13 protein-coding genes are annotated in these 23,279 nt (G+C 38.5%); all 13 read right to left on the bottom strand.

All coding sequences use genetic code 11. The features are described from left to right. Positions 1-12 precede the first annotated feature (12 nt). A complete protein-coding gene (locus H1R16_RS01445; RefSeq protein ID WP_181886011.1) occupies positions 13-6,900 on the bottom strand; it encodes an AAA domain-containing protein in 6,888 nt (2,295 codons plus the stop codon). A 193-nt stretch (positions 6,901-7,093) separates the two neighbouring features. Then, on the bottom strand, positions 7,094-7,714 hold the full coding sequence (locus H1R16_RS01440) for a hypothetical protein (RefSeq protein WP_181886012.1): 621 nt from the start codon (positions 7,712-7,714) through the stop codon (positions 7,094-7,096). Next, positions 7,704-8,897 (bottom strand): PglZ domain-containing protein, encoded by a 1,194-nt coding sequence (locus H1R16_RS01435; RefSeq protein ID WP_181886013.1) that lies wholly within the window; start codon positions 8,895-8,897, stop codon positions 7,704-7,706. The genes H1R16_RS01440 and H1R16_RS01435 overlap by 11 nt, the downstream gene beginning before the upstream one ends. A 253-nt stretch (positions 8,898-9,150) precedes the next feature. After that, positions 9,151-11,922 carry a DEAD/DEAH box helicase gene (locus H1R16_RS01430; RefSeq protein WP_181886014.1) on the bottom strand — a complete coding sequence of 924 codons (2,772 nt, stop codon included), beginning with the start codon at positions 11,920-11,922 and terminating at the stop codon, positions 9,151-9,153. Between the two features lie 4 nt (positions 11,923-11,926). Continuing rightward, a complete protein-coding gene (locus H1R16_RS01425; protein ID WP_181886015.1) occupies positions 11,927-13,231 on the bottom strand; it encodes a type II toxin-antitoxin system HipA family toxin in 1,305 nt (434 codons plus the stop codon). Then, entirely contained in the window at positions 13,231-13,584 is a 354-nt protein-coding gene (locus tag H1R16_RS01420; protein WP_181886016.1) for a helix-turn-helix domain-containing protein, read from the bottom strand. Before H1R16_RS01420 ends, H1R16_RS01425 begins: the two co-directional genes overlap by 1 nt. Positions 13,585-13,710: 126 nt before the next feature. Then, a complete protein-coding gene (locus H1R16_RS01415) occupies positions 13,711-16,344 on the bottom strand; it encodes a DNA methylase (RefSeq protein ID WP_181886017.1) in 2,634 nt (877 codons plus the stop codon). Between the two features lie 61 nt (positions 16,345-16,405). Further along, positions 16,406-16,840: a hypothetical protein gene (locus tag H1R16_RS01410; RefSeq protein ID WP_181886018.1), complete on the bottom strand. Its 435-nt coding sequence runs from the start codon at positions 16,838-16,840 to the stop codon at positions 16,406-16,408. Positions 16,841-16,842: 2 nt separating this feature from the next. Next, positions 16,843-17,229 carry a helix-turn-helix domain-containing protein gene (locus H1R16_RS01405; RefSeq protein WP_181886019.1) on the bottom strand — a complete coding sequence of 129 codons (387 nt, stop codon included), beginning with the start codon at positions 17,227-17,229 and terminating at the stop codon, positions 16,843-16,845. An 8-nt stretch (positions 17,230-17,237) separates the two neighbouring features. Continuing rightward, on the bottom strand, positions 17,238-17,780 hold the full coding sequence (locus tag H1R16_RS01400) for a hypothetical protein (protein WP_181886020.1): 543 nt from the start codon (positions 17,778-17,780) through the stop codon (positions 17,238-17,240). A gap of 26 nt (positions 17,781-17,806) precedes the next feature. Further along, entirely contained in the window at positions 17,807-21,466 is a 3,660-nt protein-coding gene (locus tag H1R16_RS01395) for a DUF6079 family protein (protein ID WP_181886021.1), read from the bottom strand. Then, positions 21,463-21,864 (bottom strand): hypothetical protein, encoded by a 402-nt coding sequence (locus H1R16_RS01390; protein WP_181886022.1) that lies wholly within the window; start codon positions 21,862-21,864, stop codon positions 21,463-21,465. The genes H1R16_RS01395 and H1R16_RS01390 overlap by 4 nt, the downstream gene beginning before the upstream one ends. Positions 21,865-22,229: 365 nt before the next feature. Continuing rightward, positions 22,230-23,225, bottom strand: a complete 996-nt coding sequence (locus tag H1R16_RS01385; RefSeq protein ID WP_228451034.1) for a VapE domain-containing protein — start codon at positions 23,223-23,225, stop codon at positions 22,230-22,232. Positions 23,226-23,279 lie beyond the last annotated feature (54 nt).

The raw sequence follows: 23,279 nt of genomic DNA, 5'->3' as shown, positions 1-23,279 counted from the left end.
CTTCTTTCAGATTTAAAAATTCAATTGAAAATCAATTGCAGTGGAAGCCTTTTTAATGTAATATTTCCATGTAGTATTATTAAAAACATTTATGTCGTCGTGTGTGGTGACATAAGAGTTTTTCTCAATAAAATTTACATTTTTAAACAGTAATTTTTCCACCGCGTCACAAGTAAGACATATGGCCTCTCGACGGTTTTCATTTTCATGAATTTCCATTAGACTATTAAGATGCGTGTTTTGGGTAATATCTTCAAATGGAGCAATCATTACTAAGTAATCTTCCGCTCTACTTATGGCTACATTATAGATGTACTGCTTTGTAAGAAGTGATTTTTCATGACCTGTATAATAGTAATTGTTGGGATTTACCACGAAGAAAACGATTTCGCATTGATCTCCTTGAAAACCATGAACAGTATCGGCAGTAATTTTCAGATTTTTTGAGAGATTGAAGTTTTCTTTCAATCGATTTATCAGAATAGCCTGAGCCTTGTAAGGAGTTATAATGCCGATGGTCCACACTTTGTCATCTTCCCGGTGATCGTCTAAGAATTTCAGAATCTCACATGTCAGTATGCAGGAATATAGATGGTACGAACTATAAATTAATCTATTGACCTTGTAAAGGTCATTATTTTGGTTTACGGGAATATTTACCAGATTAAATGTATCGCGCAGTATTTTTTTCCATTGCTCGGGAATTTTCTTTTGACTATCAGTAAGACGTTCATTATTAATATTTCCACCATAAGAGTAGTGGTTAAAGAGATTTCCAATTTCCGGAATACTTCTGTACTGAATATCGAGATAGGTTACTTTATCTATCTGACGAACTTCCTCATTCTGTTTATTTTTATCGAAGCTTTTAAGACCCATCATCTTGTAAATGTTCTCCTCCACAATATCTAATTCATCCAGGATACTATCATTAACTTCCGGTACAGGAGGAATTTGCATAGGATCGCCCGCAACCAATATTTTAGCTTGTGGGTTGCTTTCCGAAAGTTTCAGAAGTGCAAAAACCAAATACGGTAAGTTTACCATTGACGCTTCGTCCACCACAATGTAATCCCAGTGATTTTTAAAATTATGTAATCTTTCATTAGATTCGCCATCGAATAAGTCGTAGTAAGGCAAACGATGAATTGTGGAAATCAAAACCTTATTGTCATCCAGATCATCTTCAAACAATTTGTTTGTGTAATATTCTTCCGGTAGGTTTAAAGAGGTTTGACCACTTAAACGGAGGAAGCTGGTAAAACCATTCTTCAGTAGACGTTCAGCGATTACGTCAGCTGCCTTGTTCGTAGGAGTCATTATAAAAAAAGTTGCGGATGCGTTTTCTTTATTTTCTGAAATAATTCTTTGGCAAATATTGTGCGTTTTCCCAGTTCCCGGAGGGCCATACACATATTCAAGTGAAGGCAAAACTTCTTTAATATCTTCCCAATGCTTTAATTTTTCAAAAGCGATGGTTAATTTTTCCAACAGATCAGTTATTGGAGCGTACTCAATTTCCAGTTGGAAAACATTTCTGAATTTTTCCTCCGACAACTTCTCGCTCGTTTGAATTATAAGGTTCTGATGCTGTTTTGAGATGGAAACAAGGTTCAAAATTTCTTTTGTACCATCTTTGAAAACCATTTTGAAGGAAGGCTTATCAACATCATCAATACTGTCTGAGAGATAAGAGCTGTTGCCTGACAAGAGGTAAAATTTGTCTTTACCAGTGGTTTCAATGGCATTAAATGATATTTTTCTAAGCGGACGGTTGCTTGATTTTTCGTTAAAAGTTCCAAGTAATTTTAAATAAGTGTAGAACCACAGATATGAATATCTGACCAATCCTTCTTCATTATTATTCAAAGAAGCAATAAGCTGCTGTCGTTCTTCTTTCACGCCTTGCTGTTCAATGAACTTCTTTAACTGTACAATATTGTCGTCCTCAAGATTGTTAAGATTAATCTGCGACAATGAGTGAACAATGTTTGTAATAAAATCTTTCTTAATTTTTGATAATTCTTCAAGATCAGGAATAATATCACCATACTTTGCTTCTTTTTTTAACTGCTCAATGACATAATCTAAAGTATAATTTTTATCTATGTAAACTGTAAATGATATAAAACCATAATCCGAATGATTAATAATATTAACATAATAATCATCAATGTTCCTTGTGGCAAAACCAAGCCATTTGGGAAAGATTGGAATATCATAATTCACCGTAATTTTGTCGCAATATTTAACAGAAACAGCTTCTGCAGGTCTCCATTTTTCAGTAATAATTTTATCCTCTTCCTGACATTCTATTTCTTTTGAAATGGAATCATGAAGATACACTTCCTCAGAACTTTTATAATTTAATTGCGACAATTTTGGATATACTATACGATCTTCTTCAAAAAGTTCGTCTGAAGCATAAATGTTAAGATCATCAATGATAAAATCCTTATTAGCAATTTTTAAAACATGGTTTTGAGCAAAATCGAGTTTTAAAGTATCTCTGGAGGCATATACTAAAGAATATATGTATGTGTAATCTTGATTATGTACTATTCGAAGTATTTCGCACAAACAATCGATTTTTGATTTTTGCGTGACCAAGGAAAGATGATTGTAACTATAAGCGCAATGGGTGAAAAATAAATTTTTTAAGAACTTCATTAATAAATCCGGATGTATATCTTTTAATCGACTGATATCAAATTCATCAGTTTTTTTTGACTTGAAGAAATGTTTTAATTCTGACAAAGAACTTTCTTCTTCAGACAACCCTATCGCTCTTAATAAAGCTATTTTGTCATCATTATCCTTTAACCATTTGTTATATGCAGCTGGGAAAAGATCGTCGTTAAAGGTGCATCCCGAGTATGCATAGAACATTGGAGCAACGTTCCCTAAAAACTGTTTCCAATTATCAAAATAGAAATTTTCAGTAAAACTCTTACGCAAATTTAAAGGCAACTCCCGCCAGCCGGTGTACAAATACTCAATCCTTTCCATTTCGCTTTCAGATATCTTATCCGCAAACTTGTATGTGTAGGATAAATCTTTAATTAAAACATTAGGATCTGCACCATTTGTGAGCAGGAAAGTTGTAGAAATACTATCTTCCTTTTGCGGACCATAATTAAGAATGCTACTTGTACTTAGATGCAAGAGTTCAACTAATTCTGAAAATTTTTCATGGAGTATAAATTGCGGCTCAATAAACTTAGCGTTTTGATCTCCATGGAAATAATATTGACCTGATAATTTTTGCCACTCATTATTTGCGTTAAAAATATAAAATTGCGTTATCTCTTTTGTGGTGAAAACCTTTGAAAATAAGAGAAAAGCTAACTGATGGCTATTTTCGATTCTATAGGATGGGATGCTTTTGCAAAATACTTCTTTGAGCATTTCGTTATTAGATTCGCTTGTAATCTTAAAAAGTTTTTCAGAGGATTTCGCAGATATTATTCCCTCTGTTGCCGTTTTTCGATGGAAATCTGAGATGCGTTGAAACCAGATGTCTGAATCGATTCCCAATATGTTTGACTTGGATAATGCTATATCATTATTGTTAAGATCCTTAATGATTACTGTACTGGTGACACTATCAACATATTTTAAACTGATTTCTTCATCGCCATGTTTGAGTTTAATTTTAGCACTGATTTTATCTAATTCCTCGTCTGAATAGTTACCCGAAAACAGATCACCCAGTACGGCCACGTAATCATTCATCAGATCGGATTCAATACCGTCAATATGTATAATAATGTGGGGTATTGACTCCAGAAATGTCTTTTTTGATGACAGAGAAGCAAATTTCAATACGCTAAACAAGTCATTCCGACGTAATCCGGAATCGGTAAAATTTGAAATTATATGGCCCGCAATTTTTTGTTCGTTATATGCAACATCGTTTGAAAAGTCAACAAATTCAGAAGGTAGTAAAACAAAGGAATTCTTCAAATTCGACTTATTTACCGCCTCTAGAATTAGAGGATGGGAAACAAAAAATTGATGCAGCGAATTTCTAGATGAAATTGTGAATGAGTCTCTTTCTTTACTAATCGTATTGACATCGAAGAAACTTAATTCTAAGATTTTGAAGAATGCCAGTACTATTTTTATTTCCTCCTCAGATAGGTTTTCTTTATTTAATCTCGTTGGTATTTCCTGGTCTTCTAAATTAAATGAGCCTGCAGTGACAAATTTTAAATTTTCAATATCTGGAAGATAAGTATCAAAGTACTTAAGTAAAATGTCCTGATATTCCGTGTACTTTTCCGCAGCAAATTTCAGAAAAGCACTATTGTATAGAACAGGTTCAGCTTCAATTATTTCATTCTTATATTTAATGCATTTTACTTCTACCAGTGATGATTGTTCTTTTTCTTCCCACTTACTTAGGCTGTAAAGATCAGCTATATCTTTTGATATTGCATCAGTCAGCATATTATTCGATGCTAACCCATTAAATATTTTTTTCCAATAAGTGTAAATAATATTCTGATAAATATCTTCTTTTGATGTGATCAGAAATTGCCTGTATTCATCGAAATATTTATCTTTCTGTACCATATATGGTTCCAGCCATTGATAATCTGTTGATGCAAGAATATTCTTGAATTTTTTAGGTTTTCCTGTGTTATCAGAAAGAAGTTTAAGTTCTTTAATACGAGTGGTTATATTATCATCCTGAAACTTTCGGAAAGCGGTAAAAATTTGAAATTTCTCTTCCTCATTTAATCTGATTAAGAATTCATCGGCAATATGCCTAGAAAAAAATCTCGTCAGATCCGTATGGCCTCTTAACTGACTGTCTTTTTTCTGTTTGTAATTAAAAAATCTTTCAAACCTAAATTCGTCGATATTAGCAACGGAAATTTTGAGATTTGAACGTTCAAGTAAATGTCGGATCTCCTTAAGATTTTTATAAATTAGAAAGTAACCTTCTGATTCACGGTCTTCAAACTCATTCAAAGACATGAATGATTTATCTGAAAAATGAAGGAGGTCAATATTAAAAAGATTTGACTTTAAGAGGTCACTTTTTATCTCATCATCTGACAATAAAGCAACTTCTCTAAGAAAGGTTTTAGTTTTTTCATCATTATTATCCAGCCAACTGTTAATTCGTTGGTACTCAACCTTTGATACAGTGAGTAAATTATAAATCGTAAAATCTTTCAGTGCAAGTTTCTGGGAAGCTTTTATACAGATGTCTTCATAATTTTCATTATCCCAATAGAACCAATATTTATCACCATCTATATTATTAAAATCTACATCAAGATTAGTTTTTTTAATGAAAACGTCATCAGGTCTGTCGATGACCATATATCCTTCATCCCGATTATTTTTTTTAACCGGTATATATTTTAATAACAGACTATCGAGTTTATCCACAAAAGGTCGGTCGATCCATCTTCTCGTATTTGTAAAGCTTCTGCCCGAAGTTAATAGCGCTGCATAAAAATGCAGAAACTTTTTACTGTCCGCGGCATTGTCAGATTTCGAAAGCCGGGAAAGTGTATCATCTATCTTTTCTATTATAACTTCAAATAACCGTTCATTGATGCCCCCTTCATTTTTAGTTCCCTCATGTAAAAAAGTTCTGGATGCGCCCTGATAAAAGGCATTACAGTGTAAAATAAAATTAAAATTATGAACTTCTTCGGATAGCGGAAAATATAAATAAAAATTTGGAGCACCTTTAAAGTAATTACCAATACTATCGTATGGTCTAAAGCCAAAAAGTATTTCTATATCCGCATTTTCACTGAATTTGTTCTGCTGTTCTTTTGTTAAATCTGAATATTTATTGATACCGAATTTCGCGTATGAGAATTCATCCTGATCTAATTCTTTGGAAACGACTAAATTAATGTACTCCAGTTCAGGAAATGTGATTTCATCCTCATTATTAATTTTAACCGTGTTAAGAATTTTTTTTCTTTTCTTTTCCTCGTCATTTTCAGTTTCTTTAAGAACTGCCAGAGAAAACTTTATGCCCTCGCGCAAATTGTTCTGACCTAAGTGCGTATGTTTACCTTTACCCAATTTAATGAAGAAAATAGATCCTTCTTTGTATTGCTTTTCTGACAGGATATTTTGATGTTTCTTCAGCCATCTAGCAAAGGTTGAAAACTCCTCTTCTGAAAAAGGACTGGTGGTGCTTAAATCACCCTGAACTGATCGTGGTAACTCGCTGCGGTCTGCATTATGAGGTGCGCAGGGAAAACAAGCCACCAAAATTTTAAATAGCCAAGGATCATTAATTTGCAAATCTATATTCTCTACATTATAGTAGTTTTTGAACGCTTCAACTGTTTCAATTGGATCATTATCAATTATATTTTGAATCTCATAATTCTTCCAACTAAAAAGTACCGGTCCTGATTGTTCACCTATCAACTCTTCCAGACCATTATCTTTTCCAACAAGCCGATGCGCCAATTTGAATCCTATCCCAAACTGCCCTATGGTATCGTTGTCAGAAGATTTTGTGGAAGATCCGACATTTAATATTGACCGGACATTTTCGACCGAAAACATACTGCCATTATTCGCCACTAATAAATAATAATTACCATCGACTTCATCTTTCTCCCATACCATTGTAAAATGGCTGCTGCCTGCATCAACCGCATTTTGCAGGAATTCGTAAACCGCCTGTGTGTCCCTGGCCATTTCAAGGAAACTTTTCAGGAAGTTTTCTACCCCTTCCCGGGGAGTACTAAAACCATCTCTGTCACCATAGTACATCGTAAACCAGCCATACTTTTTAGAGCCGTTCTTGTCAACGTAATAATTTCCAACGAAATCCTCATCAAGTTCATCTGCAACCGGCCGAATTGATTTGTAATATCTTCGGTAATCTTTAATGTCAATTATTTTCATTTGTAGTGTTGAGTTAAGGTAGAAGTAATAACAATATCTTTCATCATTGTGTATGTTTTGTATTAAGTGTTCTTTTAATTGTGTATTATAAAATCAAGGCGACAATATAAAGGGTGTTATAGTCGCGCCAGTGCTTCGACATCCCTGTTTTTTCTACTAATTATGGTATGCAAAGGTTTTATCATTTTAAATTTCAGGCTTTTATGTAAATAAAGTACGGATCCATCACACTGCGTTCATGTAAATCAGTAATAAGGTTGACTGATACAAAAGATTCTTCAAACAATTTTGCCGATATGTCTGAACTGGGGGTAAATGATTCGTTCAATACATATATACCCATCTTTGGTCTGCGCAGCAGCCCGGCCTGGATAAACATCGGGACGACACTGTAAAGGCCGTTTTCCGTTGCCCTGTTTCCACCATATGTTGCAGATAGTGTGCGAAGGACTGTTTCTGTGCTTACCATTTCCTGGACAGAGAGGTACTTGCCAAATATCTGTAAAACATGGAATGAAAAGGGAAAGGCAGCATTGAGCAAGGAAATTAAGATTAAATTGCGGTCGTCTTTCTTTTTTAAAGCCAAAAGGATTTCTTCGTTTTTTTCCTGCAGCATTTTCTGCATTGGGTTATCGGTAATGATTTTACCTATTATCCGTAAAGCTTTCCGTATGCGGTTTTCTCCTTTAAATTCCAGTCGCAGCTGTTCCAGCATATAGTTTTCATGATAATTACCTGTGAGGTAGCCATGCAATGCGACTGCAAGAATCTCTAAGGGGATTCTCTGGTTAATATCTACCGATTTACTTTTCATTGCTGATCTTTACAAATGGAATTAAAACTTCAAGAATATGTGCACCGCCATGTGTCACCAGTGAAGATGCTGACGAAAAACTGAAGTTGTTTTTAAAATAAAGTGACTGATTTTCCTTAATTACGTTTTCTGTTAATCCAGGATTGTCCGATAACAGCTGATCTATCAGCCATTGATCGGTGTATTCCAGGTGACGCTGGCTTCTGCTGCCGGATTTATTTGTTCCGAGTTTTTCCCGCCCCGTTAAATTGCGCCAGCCCTGTGCCTGAATATTGCCATGATCAGAAGTGAGAAAAACTGTAAAACCGTTTGCCAGTAACTTTTGAACATCGTTTCTTATGTTGCTTCTCTGAATCCAATTTTCCGTCAGGCCTTTCAAATCATGATAGTCTGTTGATGCGTGCATCTTATCATCCAAATCTTTGTAAACGAGTGCCAATTTGGATAATACGTGTAAGCGGTCTTCCTGGAAGTTCTGATGGAGGTACGCAATTTCAAATTCGTTTGTTCCCTTTGATTTCCAGAAGTCTTTCCAAAGCTTTTCCTCACTCTGTGGACTCTGTTTATATTCCGGAAGCGGAGTACATCCTCTGAAAATTGCCTGTCGTGAAAGCTGTGTAATGGAGGGAATCCAGGAAAAAATTACATCATCAGTAATTTTAGCAGGCAAAACTTCCTTCAACATCATGTACTGCCACCATGACAAACCATCAATGACTATTAACGCTACTTTTTCATCCTGATAACTGAACGCCAAATGCTCAAGAATTTTGGATACAATCTTAGGTTTTTTTACCGCACTTGCGTTTTTAATCTGACTGTAGCCAATTGCGAGATAGTCCTGGAATGCATTATTGATTTCAGTGACGGAATTAATAACTGCAGTAAATTCTTCTGTACCTATTGTGTCTCTGACCGCCTCTGCAGTTCTCCTAATTACTACCCCCCAGTTGATAATTTCTTCGCTTAAATCCTGCTTTACCTGATACTCAAAACTTGCAAGGTCAAAAGGTTTGGCATATGGTGCTAAGGACTGCAGTTCTGCAATAAGCTGTTCGGTTTCACGGCGGCTGTGTTTTTTAAAAATCTGTTTTACAAATATTTTCTCCAAAATATCCAGTGGCTCGTTTATGACGGATGGGATGTGAATGTTCTTAAGATAATACGCAAGGTTCCATTCCAAAGGGAAAGATTTTAATTTTATATCCTCAAGGTATGATGTATTATCCTGTGAAAGGAGTAGGAGCCGATCCTCTGGTTCTCTTAATTCAAAATCAATGCGGTGTTTGAGGTTTGAACCTATTGAAACAGAAAATCCGGATTCTTTTAAGGCTGTCTGCACCTCTTTCCGGTACAAAAACCTGTCATTATTTTCCACGCACAAAACAGAAGACCCGTGGTCTTTAAAATCTTTAACGATATTTTCAATCAGTGAATTACCCATCAATGCGAACTATTATTAAGTTTTTCATTCCTGGAATTATTTTCTGGTTACTTTCAAAATCTCTCAGCCAGTCCTGATATTCTTTTTCCAGACGATTCATTTTTGAATTCCTGATATTTTCAATCCCTATTTTCTGCACCCTTAATTTCTGTGCTAAAAACGCTTTCTTCCGGTTTTCTTTTTTAACTTCTGCTGCTACCTTCATCTCAGCTACGGCCCGCTGAAACACTTCATGCAGAGCTACACCACTCACCTCAAGTAAATGCTGGGTCTGCAAGTTTTTCTCAACGGTAATGAAACGAAAAGCGGAATCCGGATCTAAGAGTCTATTCCAAATATCGTTTGCATAAACCGCATACTGCCTGCCGTTATCTGCGTGAAAGAAGCTCTGGTAATGGATACTCTGTTCCATGCTGTTGCGTGCAGAAACCTGCCACAAACTCCAATAGCCTGGTGTATCTTCTCCGTTTTCTGATCTTATCACGGGAATACCGGCAGCTGTATCAAAATCTGTCAACTGATTCAGGATGCTTTTAATCCAACCGTTTTGCAGGGTTAGATGCTCGACCTCGGGGTTGTTGACGGCAATTTCTGCATCGTAGGTTACTTTTTTGTTCTCATTCTTCAGGGTGATATCCGTATAGCCCTGCTCACTTTTCTGAAGTGAACCCTTATTCAAAATCACATTCTGGGTAACCAGAGCTTCCAGCCAGTATGGTAAAGGACTGTGTTTTATTTCTGCTGCTTTTCTACAATTGATGTCCTTCTCCTGTATCTGAGGAAGAATACCCTCGGTACTTTTAAATTCCTTAAGCTTTTTGCGTATCTCGTGTAACCACCTGTCGCCTGCAAATTCAAACTTTTCAGGATCGAGCAAGCTCTGAAGGTAGAGGCCATTTACTTTTTTCATGTCGATGGCAGAGTCCAAAACATCTGATGTTTTATCAATGCCGAGCTGGTGCAGTATGTTACTAAGTTTTTCTTCAATTACTTCATATACGCGGGCATCGACACTGTTATCTGTCAACATATTAAATGCAAGAACCGGCGACTTCTGTCCAATACGGTCCACGCGGCCAATCCGCTGTTCAATCATCATGGGGTTCCAAGGCAAATCATAATTGAAAACAATATGGCAAAACTGCATGTTCAGTGATTCTCCTGCTGCGTCTGTGGCAATCAACAGCTGGCTTTTCTGCCTGAAATCTGACAGTGCTCTCTTTCTCTCATCAAGATCCTGACTTCCATGAATGTGACTGACGATGTATCCTCTGTTGCGGAAGAAAGTAACCAGCATTTTCTGTGTGGAACGGAACTCTGTAAAAACGAGGATTTTAAGATTCCTGTCGTTTTCGAGTTGCTGCAGTTCCTCCAATTTCTTCAATAGGGATTCTGTTTTTGCATCGGTCTCGGTGTTCAGGCAATCCTGTGCCTGATCAATCAACTTCTGTAACTGTTCCTCTTCATCTTCCCATTCCTGATGATCCCTTTGGTATATGCCCTCGAGGTTCAGTGTGTCCCAGTCTTCAAAATCTGAAGCTTGATCCGCATCGATTTCAAAATCTCCGGGTTGTGACTGTTCCCCCGCCTGAAGCCGGTTCAGCCTTCCCTGCATCGCAGAAAGGATTGCCTGTGTGGAACTGCTGACCAGACGCTGAAACAGTATCATGATAAGGCCTGTGGCTTTATTGGAAGTGCGTTTTGAAGCGTTGAACCCCTGCCGTACATATTCTGTTACCGCCTGATAGAGCTGCATCTGTTTCTGATGGCGTTTTATATCCAGAAACACATCAAATCTGTTTGTTGTGCGGTGATTAAAAAGTCTGTTTCCTTCATAATCCACTGCCAGTCTTTTTTCGGTACGGATTACATAAGGTTCGAGCTCAGAAATTTCAGGGAGACCTTCACCGGCAAAAGCATCGGGATCCAACAGCTGCAATATCCGCCGGAAATGATCTGATTTTCCCCTGTGGGGAGTTGCGGTGAGCAAAAGGACATTGGGAACCGTGTTGCACAGTTCCTGTGCCAGGACATATCGTGACACGAGGCTGTTCGCTCCGCCCATCTTGTGGGCTTCGTCAATGATCACCAAATCGAAATCAGCGTCCAGAACAGCGTCCATCCTATACCGGTTGTACTCATCAATACGTTCCTGAGGCCAGCCCTGTCTGCGTTCCAGTGGCTTTAATGCATCGGTGGATACAATGATCTGGTTGTGCTGCTTCCAAAAATTGTATTCTTCGTCGGCATTGATGTTTGCAAATGTGCGCGCCATAGAAGTAATCATTTCGGAATCATAGAGATGAAACACTTCGTTGAAATGTTCTTTCAGTTCGCTCTGCCACTGCATCATTGAAGATTTCGGAACGATGACCAAGATCCGTTTTATCTCATCGCGGATTTTCAGTTCCTTTAGAATAAGGCCTGTTTCTATGGTCTTTCCCATGCCCACTTCATCAGCCAGCAGGAAACGGTTGTGACCTGACTTAATTACTTTTTCCAGTACAAGAATCTGATGCGGCAAAGGAATAAGACTGCTTTCGTAGGGCGCCAGAATATTTTTCCTGGCCATTTCATCTTTGATTTTAGCAGCAATTGCCACATACTGAATAAACGGCATGGAACAGGCGATCTGGCGGTCTTCCACCTCCTCAAGCGGAACCTCGCGAAATTCGCCGGAATCCAATAACCGTATCCAGGCAATCTGCTGTCCGAATACTTCTTTCTGCCCAATGATTTCACAGGGATTATCTTTGTACCACATCCCTTTACTTTAGGTTTAATAAAGTTTTGCCAATCTCATTGCGCAGAGAAGGAGTAACTTTGGTTTTGTCTGCAAAGGTTTTCCATTGGCTCACCACATCTGTTATTTCATCAATAATAGCTTCTGATTTTTTAGATTTTATTGATTCGCCCACTGTAATCAGATCTTGTTTTGTAAAGCCCTGTCTTTTTCCGTTAATGCTTAAAGCATGTTGACTTACCCACTTGCTATCAGGGCGATAAGCATGGCAAATGTCATATGCAGGAGCTAGTTCCCAATTAGCTCCCTCCCTAAGCAAGAATGAGAAATTTTTAGTATGATCGTCACAATTTCGTGCAATGACATTAAACACCATCCTTCTATACATCTGTTCGGCATCAGCATAAGACAGTTTTAATTCGCGCATGCACTGAAACAGCTGCTCGTAACTGAAACTGCTGACCAGATTATAATCATAGTGTTTCAGCGCACAAAAAGTCTGGACATGATGTTTTATGTTATTGCCTTCTCTGTCAAATCTTTTGGTCATAAAATGCGCCCGTCCATTTTCTTCAAACAATCGCGACGGCATCATTTCTATTCCACATGCGGTCGCCATTTCATAATATGCCATTTCGACACGACCATAGTCTGTACTGCTTCCCAACTGCACATCACTTACGCCATCAAGTTTTATGAGCCAGTGCTCAAATCCTTTTGGTGCTTTTGTCTGACCTGACTTTACAACACCCGTTTTTTCGTTCCAAGCTATGACCGCTTTTGGTCTTGCTCCTCCTGCTGATGTACCAATTTTTAAAATTTCAGCGACAGCCTGCTCTTCCTGTTTATTCAGATTTGTGGAAAACTCTTCCCGACGGTCGAGCATTTTTTTAGCAGTGGAAACCAAACTATCAAGTTCTATGTTAAATGTCTGTTTTGAGGTTACAAGCGAAGCTGGTTCAAATTCCAGTGCACCCATGCCCCTAGTTCCAATAAAACAGAGCATTTCTACCGGATTCATACTATCCTGGGGGCGGCCCTGTTGCGCCAGCCAAAGATTAATCAGTTGGTTTCCGTATCTATCAGGCAGTGCGTCTGCCAACAAACCCGGCAAACCTTTGAATGTGTCATGCTCTGCATTTTTACTCTTCCTTAATTCCGGAAAAGAAAACTGACTCCGAGGATTCTTCACTGACATTTTAAGGGGTGCCAGTTCCCAGCCCAATTTTTTAAATTCTGGGTCATATTCAAAAGTACTCAGTTCTGTTTCTGTGTCCCAAGCCACCGCTCCGACCAATTTTCCCCAAATTTTAATCTCCGCTACTTTCATTACCAATCTGTCTGTTCTGTATTTCCGTCATTATGCAATGTCCCCCTTGCGCGCTGGCGCTTTTCTTTTTGCAATTTTGCTAACGCTAAGGGGCTTACTGTCTGTTCTATCTGAAAAACATTCAGAACATGTAACTGATCCAAAATCCGCAATACCTGTATCAATGTGGCAAGGGTAACAGTATTACCCCGTTCCAATAAACTTAAGGTTGAGCGGCTGATACCGGCGGCAGTTGCCAGGTCGTCCTGTGTTTTGTTCTGTTGCAAACGCTGGTGCTTCACAAATGCGCCTATGAACTGCAAAAGCGCACTGTCGCTCCAGGATTCTAAATTTTTGATTGATTTATCATTCATAAAGCCGGATTTCTTAATATAACGATTGATTTATCATACAAATATAACAAATTATTTCGTTGCTGTATGTGTAGTAAATCATTCATTAATGCGTTTATCATCGTTTACCGAATGATTTATTCGTCGTTATACTCTTGAAACCGCTATATCGTAAAACTGGAGCAGGACTTCGTCTTCCATGAGGAGGTTATTCGGAATACGATCGCCTACTGTTACGATGGTGGTGAAGTCCTTGTCCTGGTAACACTGTTTGAAACCTGCGCGAAGGGCTTCGACGCGGACTTCCTTGAGTTTGCCTTTCGGTTTTGAAGCTTCGGCTCTGTAATCTTCAAAAATCTTCATCAGGCGTCTGTTACGCAGTTTCTCCAGATCGGCTTCATTCTCTGCGTCGGGAACGTACCACTTTCCTGCATCGTCTTTTAAGAAGTTTTCTTCAAGGATGGTACGCATTTCCGGGAGATTATCTCCTTTGCGCATGTTTGTGGCCACCTCTTTCATCCATAATGGGTGCAGATCCTGCTCAGTTTTTGGAGCCTTATCCAAAATATTACGGAGCCAGTAGATGGCATCCTGCTCACTGGCTACAAATATGCTTAGCTGGATAAAGTTGGGAACTTCCGCTTTCTTTTTTTCATATTCTGCAGCCTGTTCATGGGTGAAAAACATGCCGTCGCGTTCTATAAAACGCTCCCGGAGACCCTGCTGAAATTTACCCGCATCGATTGGAACCGGGAGCGAGCGCTGTACATAGAAGGAAATTAATCTGTCGAAAAGAATTTTTGGACTGCGTTCGATAATGGCGGTGGTTGAATTGTGCAGGGATAAGTATATAGGAAGATGATTTAAGTGTTCTAAAATAAAAGACCAAACATCTTGTTTCTTATAAATTTCAGCAACCAATTTTGTTGAGGGCTTATAGCACGTAATTACTAAATCCTGTTTTACTGCAACAGGACCTAACATGGCATGTAACCCACCTCTTGTTTTATTAAGAGCATCAACTTTTGCAACAATAAAACCAACTCTATTAATTCCATTTTGGATTATGTTCCAAATAGCAGATGATGTGTTCGAGAATTCAATGGTCATCCATGCATTTGGTTTCATAATACGATATAATTCACCAAATGATTTTACCATTAAATTATCATACTCAAATTTACCTTTGTTTTGACCTTTACTTTCTATAGCCTCTTCTTTATTATTTGTTAATACTTGAAGCCAAGCTTCTGAAATATTATTTAATTCTGAGTACATAATATTTGCGCCGAACGGAGGATCAATAAAAACGTAATCAATTGAATCGTTTTTAATATTAGATAGATCAGTGGCTGATTGTTGAGAAACTGTCTGTCTTGAGCAGACTTCCAATGCTTTGGTAATCTTTTTAAACTGAAATTCCATCTGATCAATGAAGTTGTTTTCAACGAATAGGGGCGGCAGATACAAGGTGTTTGCCATTGGGCCTACAAGGGCTCTACTTCCATGTTGAGGCATATACCTATTTAGCTTTGTTAACTTTGGAAGAATCGCAGTTAGCAAAAATAAGAAGTGATTTTTATGGTCGAAGTCTTGAATAAATTTTAAATATTCAGATATAAAACCTAATGTTCTACTGGTGTAAAAATGGTGAACATGTGTATACCCATATTTATCATTTCTCCTTGTTTCAACCCCTTCAATTAATGAAGCATTAGGTACAAATTTTTTATCAATAAAATCAGCCTCAGATCTTTTTATATCATTAGTGGAAGGTGCTTTTGTAAATCTCTTTTTGTTATTAGAATAATTTATAAGAATTGGTTTATAACATATTTGGTTTATTGCATCCCCTGTAATAGGATCAATTTTAGTCTTGTAAAGCGGCGTTAATTTACTCTTCTGTTCTTCATAACTACAATGAGGACATTTAGTTTTTTCTCTTAATTCATTATCACTCACATAAGCTGCAATATAAAAATCAAATTCTGTTTGGCATTGATTACAAGTGTACAGTTGTGAGTAAACAGTGTAATTAATTGTACCTTTTGCATTATGGTGTTCAACCTCGAAATACTCTTTAAATTGCTCTAAATGAGATTTCAGTTTTGAATAATAATGTAAAAAAGAATTCTTATCAAAATCTGAGTTATAAATATTTGAAATATGGGATGCGACAGAGGATAAATCAATATTGATTACCTTTCTTTTTCCTATAGCTATCTCTTTCTTAAATGTAGCGAAATCACTTTTGATTCTCGTAATTGCTTCTTGTTCTTGTGTAATATTTTCGCAAAATGATCCACCAACTCCTGTCATACCTGTTCCAGCGAATGTATCGATAATTATGTCTCCAGGTTGAGAATAGTAAAACAAAAATTTTGTTGTGATTTCGTGTGGTACTTTAGTATGATAAGAATGTGCATTGTAGATAGCGTGATTTTTGCCGGATTTTATGTCCTCTGGATATGGTGCATTAACTTCAAACTCTGCAGACCGCAGGCCCTGCTTTTCCATTTCTTTTTTCTCTTCTTCCCACTCAGCAATCAAATCGTTTAACCAGGGATTGGGGCAGGCAGTATAGTACGGCGGATCTGATAAGTTGATAATGTCCTCATCTTCGCCAATGGGGAAGCCTTCCATTTGTTTGAGTTCAGGCAGTTTTTTCCTGAGTTCTTCGCGAAAGTAAGTGCGGCGTTCATCTTCGGAGCCGAAAGTTTTGCCGAGTACGGTTATCGGTTTATTTTCAGTTTTATTGGAGGGGAAGAGATTTTCAGTCATGGCTATTTTTTTAAATATAAAAAATCCGGCTTTGGAACCGGATCTGTGATCTGTTGTTTCTTTACGGTTTCTGCTTCAGCAGTTTCACTGGGGAGACCACGGGAATGATAATATTAGGCAGCTTTGCAGCGTTCATTTTCTCGAGGAGAATCCCGCGTGAAGTGGATAAAGCAATCCCAAGGACTGTTGCCAGGATCATCGCTTTGAAGATGGGGGTTCCATCTTCTTTCAGGTCGTAAAACTGTTCCAGCTTTTCGACGCGGAAATGATAATCTGTGGTGAGGAAAAGCAATTCGTTACCCGCTTCATCTTTAAAGGACAATGCGAGTTCAATCTTCAGTTTTTCGTCTTTCAGATTATACGCCAGTTTGTGGGCTACTTCGAGCAAGCGCTTTTCTGTATTGCGAAATTCCTCTGCGTTCAGTCTGAACTCTGTGGTGTCCACAAGGAGCAGGTGTATTTCTTCAGCAACGATCTGCGGCTGTTTTTTTTCCATGTTTATAATGCAATTTCGTAGACTTCGCTCTGCACACTCTCTTTATAGGCCTGGGCTTTTGCGATATGTTCCTGAGTACCCGTCACTGCCCCGAGAAATACATATTCGTATTCCTTCACCGCCTCTGTATGAATGAGTTCTATCCCTAAAGCGGTTTCCATCTTCACGATGCTTTTTAGGGTTAGATTGTGCATGCCTGTCAGCCATTTGGATACTTCGGAGGGGGATTTTCCCATAGCGGCTGCAAGATCTGCAGCTTTCCATCCTTTTGCTTCGAGGGCAAGGCGGACTTTTTCGGTTACCTGCAGGTTCTTATCTATGAATTTTTCAATTTCCGGGTCGCCATATTTATCTAACCAATCTGTAATTGGAGTTCCTAACTTTTTCATATTATATTTTATTCCCATTCCAATAAAAAATCATCGTCGACTTCAATTTCAGCATCATCATTTATCCAACGAATGTTTTTTTCCCGGAACGCATTATTAATTAATTCAGACAATTTATTGGCCAATTTGAAATGGCCTCTTACGTTATCACAGTCCTTAGCCTTATCCGCTAATTTAATATCACCATTAAAAAGAAACACTACCGATCTATTTGCTCTCAGGCAATACAATCTTAAATTATTGGGTTTATTCTCATAAGTTTCTGCTTCTTCATTGTACTCTACATAGCCGGGCTCTCTATCAACGCCTTTGGGAGGTAAGGCGCCAGCATCAGCTGTCTTAGCCTCGTTTCTAAAATATTGGGTATCTGCGCCGTATTTATTACCAATTAATTTAATCCAGCTAAAAATGTGACTAAATTTTTCTTTATTTTTTACATTATGTGTGTCTCTAAACTGTATAAATAAAGGGTCCCCGCCATTTATTGACAGTGTGTAAAAGATGACTTTTCGAAACCTTTGAACCTCAATTATTTCTGCAAAGTTATTCACTTTTAAGTTAATTTTATATAGGTAAGCTATTTCAGGATAATGCGGATCTTCTCGCGTTCCTTTCCCTTTGTGATTACGTCTATGTATTCTTTGAATACCTGTACTGCGTCATCCGGAGTAAGTGGTCTGTTGAAGGTATTTTTAATCGCTTCAAAATCCAGTTCCACTTTTTCCAGTCCTTTGTGGAGATCCATTACTGCATTTCTTATCTGTAATGCATTGTCTTTTGACAGTTTGGTTTTCCCTGACTGGAAATCTGCCAGCAATTCCCGATCGTCCTGATCCAAGAGGCTGAATTTTCTTTTTACCATTGGATCCTCCATTGTTTCCAACAGGACATCTGTCCATTGTGTAAGGATCTCTGAAAGCTGGTGTTTCATTGATTCGACGGAAATTACCTGTCCGCCGGTGTATTCCAGAGGGTTGAAATCCTGGTATGGCACAGCAAGTACAGCGGCTTTATTAACTTTGGTGTCCGCCACTTTCAGCTGGTGCATGCTTGTGTTCCAGGCATAATACTGACCCGCGGAAAGAAAATCTGCATCCTTAAGAATTGTGCACACTGCAAGATTCTCAGAATTCAGGAGTGCCTGTTTCTGCGTATCATCACGTTCGCTTATCCTGTATTTGAGATACAGCGACAGGTACCATTCTGCATATTCATTTTTTAATTTACTGAGTTCACTCCTGAACTTTTCCATTTCTTTTTTACTGCCGGATTCTACTACCGCAGGAAGCTGCGCAACCGTATGGTCTATTTTTGCTTTAAATTCGGGATCCGTGACATATTGGCGCGCCTGCTGCAGATAAGAAAGATCTTCGTTCAGGAGGCCGAGTTCTGCCAGCTGATTCTCCAAGGATTCCACCGTGGTTTTTACCGGGAGGAGTCTGTTTAAGTCCTCTACTGTATAGGCAAAGTTTTTAATTTTTGCTTCAGATGTATAGCCAGCGAGTTTGTCACAGAGGCCGGAGAACGCGGTGAAGTGAATCCGGTAATCCGAAGCCTGGAGGGGAGAAATAATTTCAATCCCCTTGAACATATATCCCCCCTGAATTTTACTTAATAAAGAAACGGTGCGTTTTGCCCAGTCGGTTGCGGAGCCGACCAATGCCGTGTACGTGGAAGGATCCTTAAGATGGGCACTCAAATCCCTGCCGAGGAGATTGGTGAACAAGAGTTTCAGTGCTGCCAGATTGAGCCCTTTGGGCTGTTTGATATGAGTAAACGAATAGAAATCCTGAGGAAGCAAATCTTTGAGATCACTAAGGTTTGTTGAATTGATGCTTTTTCCGGAATTGAGTGTAATTTCAATTTCACCCAGTGCGGCCAATGCACTCATCACTACGAACTGCAGTTCCGCTTCGATGTGGTAATCTTTGGTGAGCCACAAGTTATTGCTTCGTTCTACGAACTCCATCATTTCGTCTTTGTTGAGGACCATACCATCACCTTTCGCCCTGAGCATCTGCAACAGACTCTGTGCATAGGGTGAATTGTCGTAACTGAGCATTCCGGGAATCCATAATCCTAAGCCCGACAGGATCCCCTCGCCATCACGGTTTGACTGCTCTGGATTTGCAATTTTAAGCAGCGCCTGTTTTACCAGCCGTATGTAATTGTCTTTAGTAACGGGTGTATTTAGCTGGGTAAATTTTGGATAATCCGGTCTTTCATTATCAAACCATTCCTCAAAGACCAATGAAGCCACTTCGGAAAAGACCTGTTCTTTTGAAGCCCCTGCCCCTGGTAAGGGGTAGCCACTCAAGGGAAGCTCTTTTCCCATATAGTCTACACTGGTGATCTGAACATATTCCTGATTGAAGAGATCACGGGCTTTCTTGTTCAGTTCATCAATTTTCTGCCGATAGATTGGTTTCTGGGAACTGTCTGCCCTTACTTCCAATGACAGGGCCGCCCCGTAGAGCGTCACTGCATTTTTAAACTCCGCAGAAAGGTTATCGAAAATAAAATATACTTCGTCCTCATCATGATTCCGAAGTTTCTTCTGAGCATCAAATATTGGCATGAAATACATGTAGAAATGCTGCCGCGGATGCGTTGTCGATTTCTCATTTGGATTTCCAAAGAAGATATATCCTTCGCGGTAGGTTTTGTGTGATTTCCACTCTACGGTGTGCTCCCAAATACGGAAACCTGTACGGTAGGTGTCATAGTCTAAAGGAAGATTAATTTCAAGGAATTTAAAGAAGTATTCATCTTTCTGAGCATCTGCCATCGTCGCGGCATAGTCTTTAATTTTCTGGTCAAAATTGATTCCTCCTTCAATCCTTAAGTGGTATTCGGCATTATCCGCATTCTTATCGAAATACTGGCCAGAAGTGGCAGTGATAATCTGTTGTGCGGCTGTATCAATTACATCAATAAGAAAATCCCTGTCTGAAGCCAATTTGTCCGTTAAGCATAAATCGTCGACTAGATGCTCTGCATTTGTGCCGTTCTGCTTCTGAAGCTCCTGCTGCAGCACCTTAATTGCACATGCATTTGTAATCCTTTTTGCCACTTCGATTTTCGATGCCCTTGCACCGGTAAAGTAGGTGTCAATTTTATCTCTTACTGTATCTGTTATTTCTTTTACTTTTCTGATATCAGGTTCCGACATTAAGGACTGATCCTTCTGCATATCCTCCCAATACCTGTCATAAGTCAGTATGCCTGGATTGTCTTTGGGAATTTCCATCTCCAATATTTCCTCGAACTGACCGGATAAAGTTTTCAGAATCTCGCGCTGACTTTTTGCAATCTTAATCTTTTCAAAATTCTCAAAGTATGTGGGATGAACCGGGAACAGCTCAATATAGTCCTGCGTCCTTGCATGCATATCGGTAAAAAGCTTGAGAAAGGGATCCAAGTGATCCTTTACCATTTGTTTCTGATGCTCATCTTTACGGAGAAGCCTGTTTTTAACAATGAAAGCTACGTCATCTTTTGTGATTTTTATGTCCTTGTATCTGTCTTTTACTTTGCGCAACATTTCAGAGGCAAACTGGAATTCAGGAGCATGATAAATCATTTCCTGGACGCCAAAAACAAATTTAAATTTTGAGCGGTCACATGCCTGACCCAGCGCCTGGAGGACGGTTAAGTCATCACTCAGCTTATCCGCAGTACCCCGGCTTTTTAAGTAAGCCAACATCTCATCAATAACCAACATTAAACCTTTATCCGGATATTTCTCCTCAAACTCAGCCATCATCAGCATGAGTTTTTCAAAGTAAGATTTTGGGCCGTGGCCGTCGAAAGAAAAATCAACGCCCACTGATTTAAGATAATTTGTTAACTGAAAAGTTATCACATCCCACAGACTTTCCCTGTTTCCCAATTCAAAACGCAATACCTTAAATTTTCCTGCAATGGGTTGTATTTTCGATTTAACACCATCATCGCTTACGAGATTTAGCAAGGTTTCATCTTCAGCGATCAGTGAAATCAATGACATTAAATGTGATTTACCTGTCCCGTAATTACCCACTACCTGAAGACCAAATATTTCGTTGGAGCCGTTAAAATCGAGATTACTGACCATTAACGGTACCAAATAATCTTTAAAAGTATCTGAAAATACGAATGATTTGATCAGTGCTTCCTGGTATTCTCTATCTGTAGTCCTACTAAACTTAACTACTTCGGTAATCGGTTCAAAACTTATAATGTCCTTATATTTCATATTGTGGTATAACTGAGGTTATTGATGTTTAGTTTAATTCCTTTCTCTTTGGTTAGGAAGAATAAATTGCCTTTTTCTATGATACCTTCCCATTTTATGAACAATATATTGTTTTGTGAAAATCTATCCACTATTTTAGGTATATCGAGATTAAGCTCCTTCTCAAAAAGTATCCCGATGTTTTTCAAAGCTAAATAATAAGTCTGATCATCCATTTGTAGGGTGTGTTGACTAAAGAGCAGCTCTAATTTGTGAAGTGCCAAGTTTGAGATGTCTTTTTTATCCTGAATATTTTGTAATGCTAAGGAAATTGCAGCGCCGAGATCCAGAAAAATCAAGTTTTCCGGTTCTTCTGTGAGTACAATAATCTTATTCCTTGATCGTTGCCCTAAATTCATATTTTTACATATACTGATAAAGATTCATCACTAAGAAATAGCAATAGCGCAATTTAATGAAAAAGAATGAAGTGTAAAAAGGGAGTAAGGACGTAAGCAAACTTTAGCAAAAGAAAATATTTATTTTTTAGTTCAAAAATTTACCTATTAATCTTAGGAAGTGGAATGCAGCACAATGAAATGGGTGTTTTAGTTTGCTTCGGAAGTTGTATTATTCATATGTTTTTTTTCAAGAAAAAATAAAAAAAAGTTTTTTGCCCAAAAGTGGTTACTGCCCTTACTGCCATAAAATAAAGAAAAGCAGTGCTTTTGGCACTGCTTTTAAAGGCTGTAAATTTTATGGCTGCTTTTAAAGAAAATGATTATTAATTCGGAAATCTGTACGGCAACTTTCCGACCTCGGAATTATCGGTTTCAATATGTTCTTTTTTCCGCGCTCTTCTGTCTACTTCATCAACATCCAGAACATTTACGACGTAGAAGTAGCTTTTATTTCTTACTATTCGTGTAAAGCCATGTTTTTTTAATGCTTTGCCCAATTTATTGACAGTTCCGTCTGTCACATTTATATTCGCAACCGTTGCCAGGCGGACCCCAATTTGAGAAGCATTCAGGAAAGCGTTTCCTGTTTCTCTTGTAGCAGGTTCAAACCAAGTCAGTAACAGTTCTTCTTCCGGGCTCATTAATTGGTACTGCTCGTTGTTCGCGTTAATGTCTTTGATTTCTTCCTGGTTGAACCAATGGCGGAAGCCTTTCTGGTAGAGTTTATATGCCTGAGCATAGCACAGGTTTATATCTACTTGATGCTGATATTCAATATGCTCGAGCTCGAAGCAGAGGAAGCGACGGGAGCCGGTGGTGTCGTTAAGGAACTGGGCAGTATTTACGCTGCCGGCGAAGCTGGCACGGCGTGGCATGTTGTCGTTGTTGTGGCCGTAGGCTTTTCTCATACGGATATGGGTTTTGGTGATGAGTTCTTTGAGGGAACCGATTTCAGTACGGTTAAGGTTTTCGAGCTCGTCCAGGTTGATGAGCATGCATTCTGCCAAATGGATTAGAGTGTCTTTATTATTAGGGTTTACGGTTCCAGAGAAGATATACTGTTTGAGTTGCCGGGGCATTAGTTTTTCTATCCAGGTTGTTTTTCCGAGTCCCTGTTTGCCTGAAAAGACGATTACGGCCTGGTTGATTTGCTTTTCGTCCAGAACACAGGCAACCATCGCCACAAACCATTTTTTGAAACATTCCTTCCAGAGGTCGGGTTTAGTAGTGGTAATCGTTAAGGCCAATTCTTCGATGTGGTCTTTATCACCCGTATATTCCGGCAAATTTTCGAAGTAATCTTTGAACGGATCGTACATTTCGCAGAAGTCGGAGTGCAGCAGGTTCCGGAGGGAGTTGATGCTGCAGCGGAC

The sequence above is a fragment of the Marnyiella aurantia genome (assembly GCF_014041915.1).
Taxonomy (GTDB): Bacteria; Bacteroidota; Bacteroidia; order Flavobacteriales; family Weeksellaceae; genus Marnyiella; species Marnyiella aurantia.
This window is presented reverse-complemented; position numbering and strand designations above follow the sequence as displayed.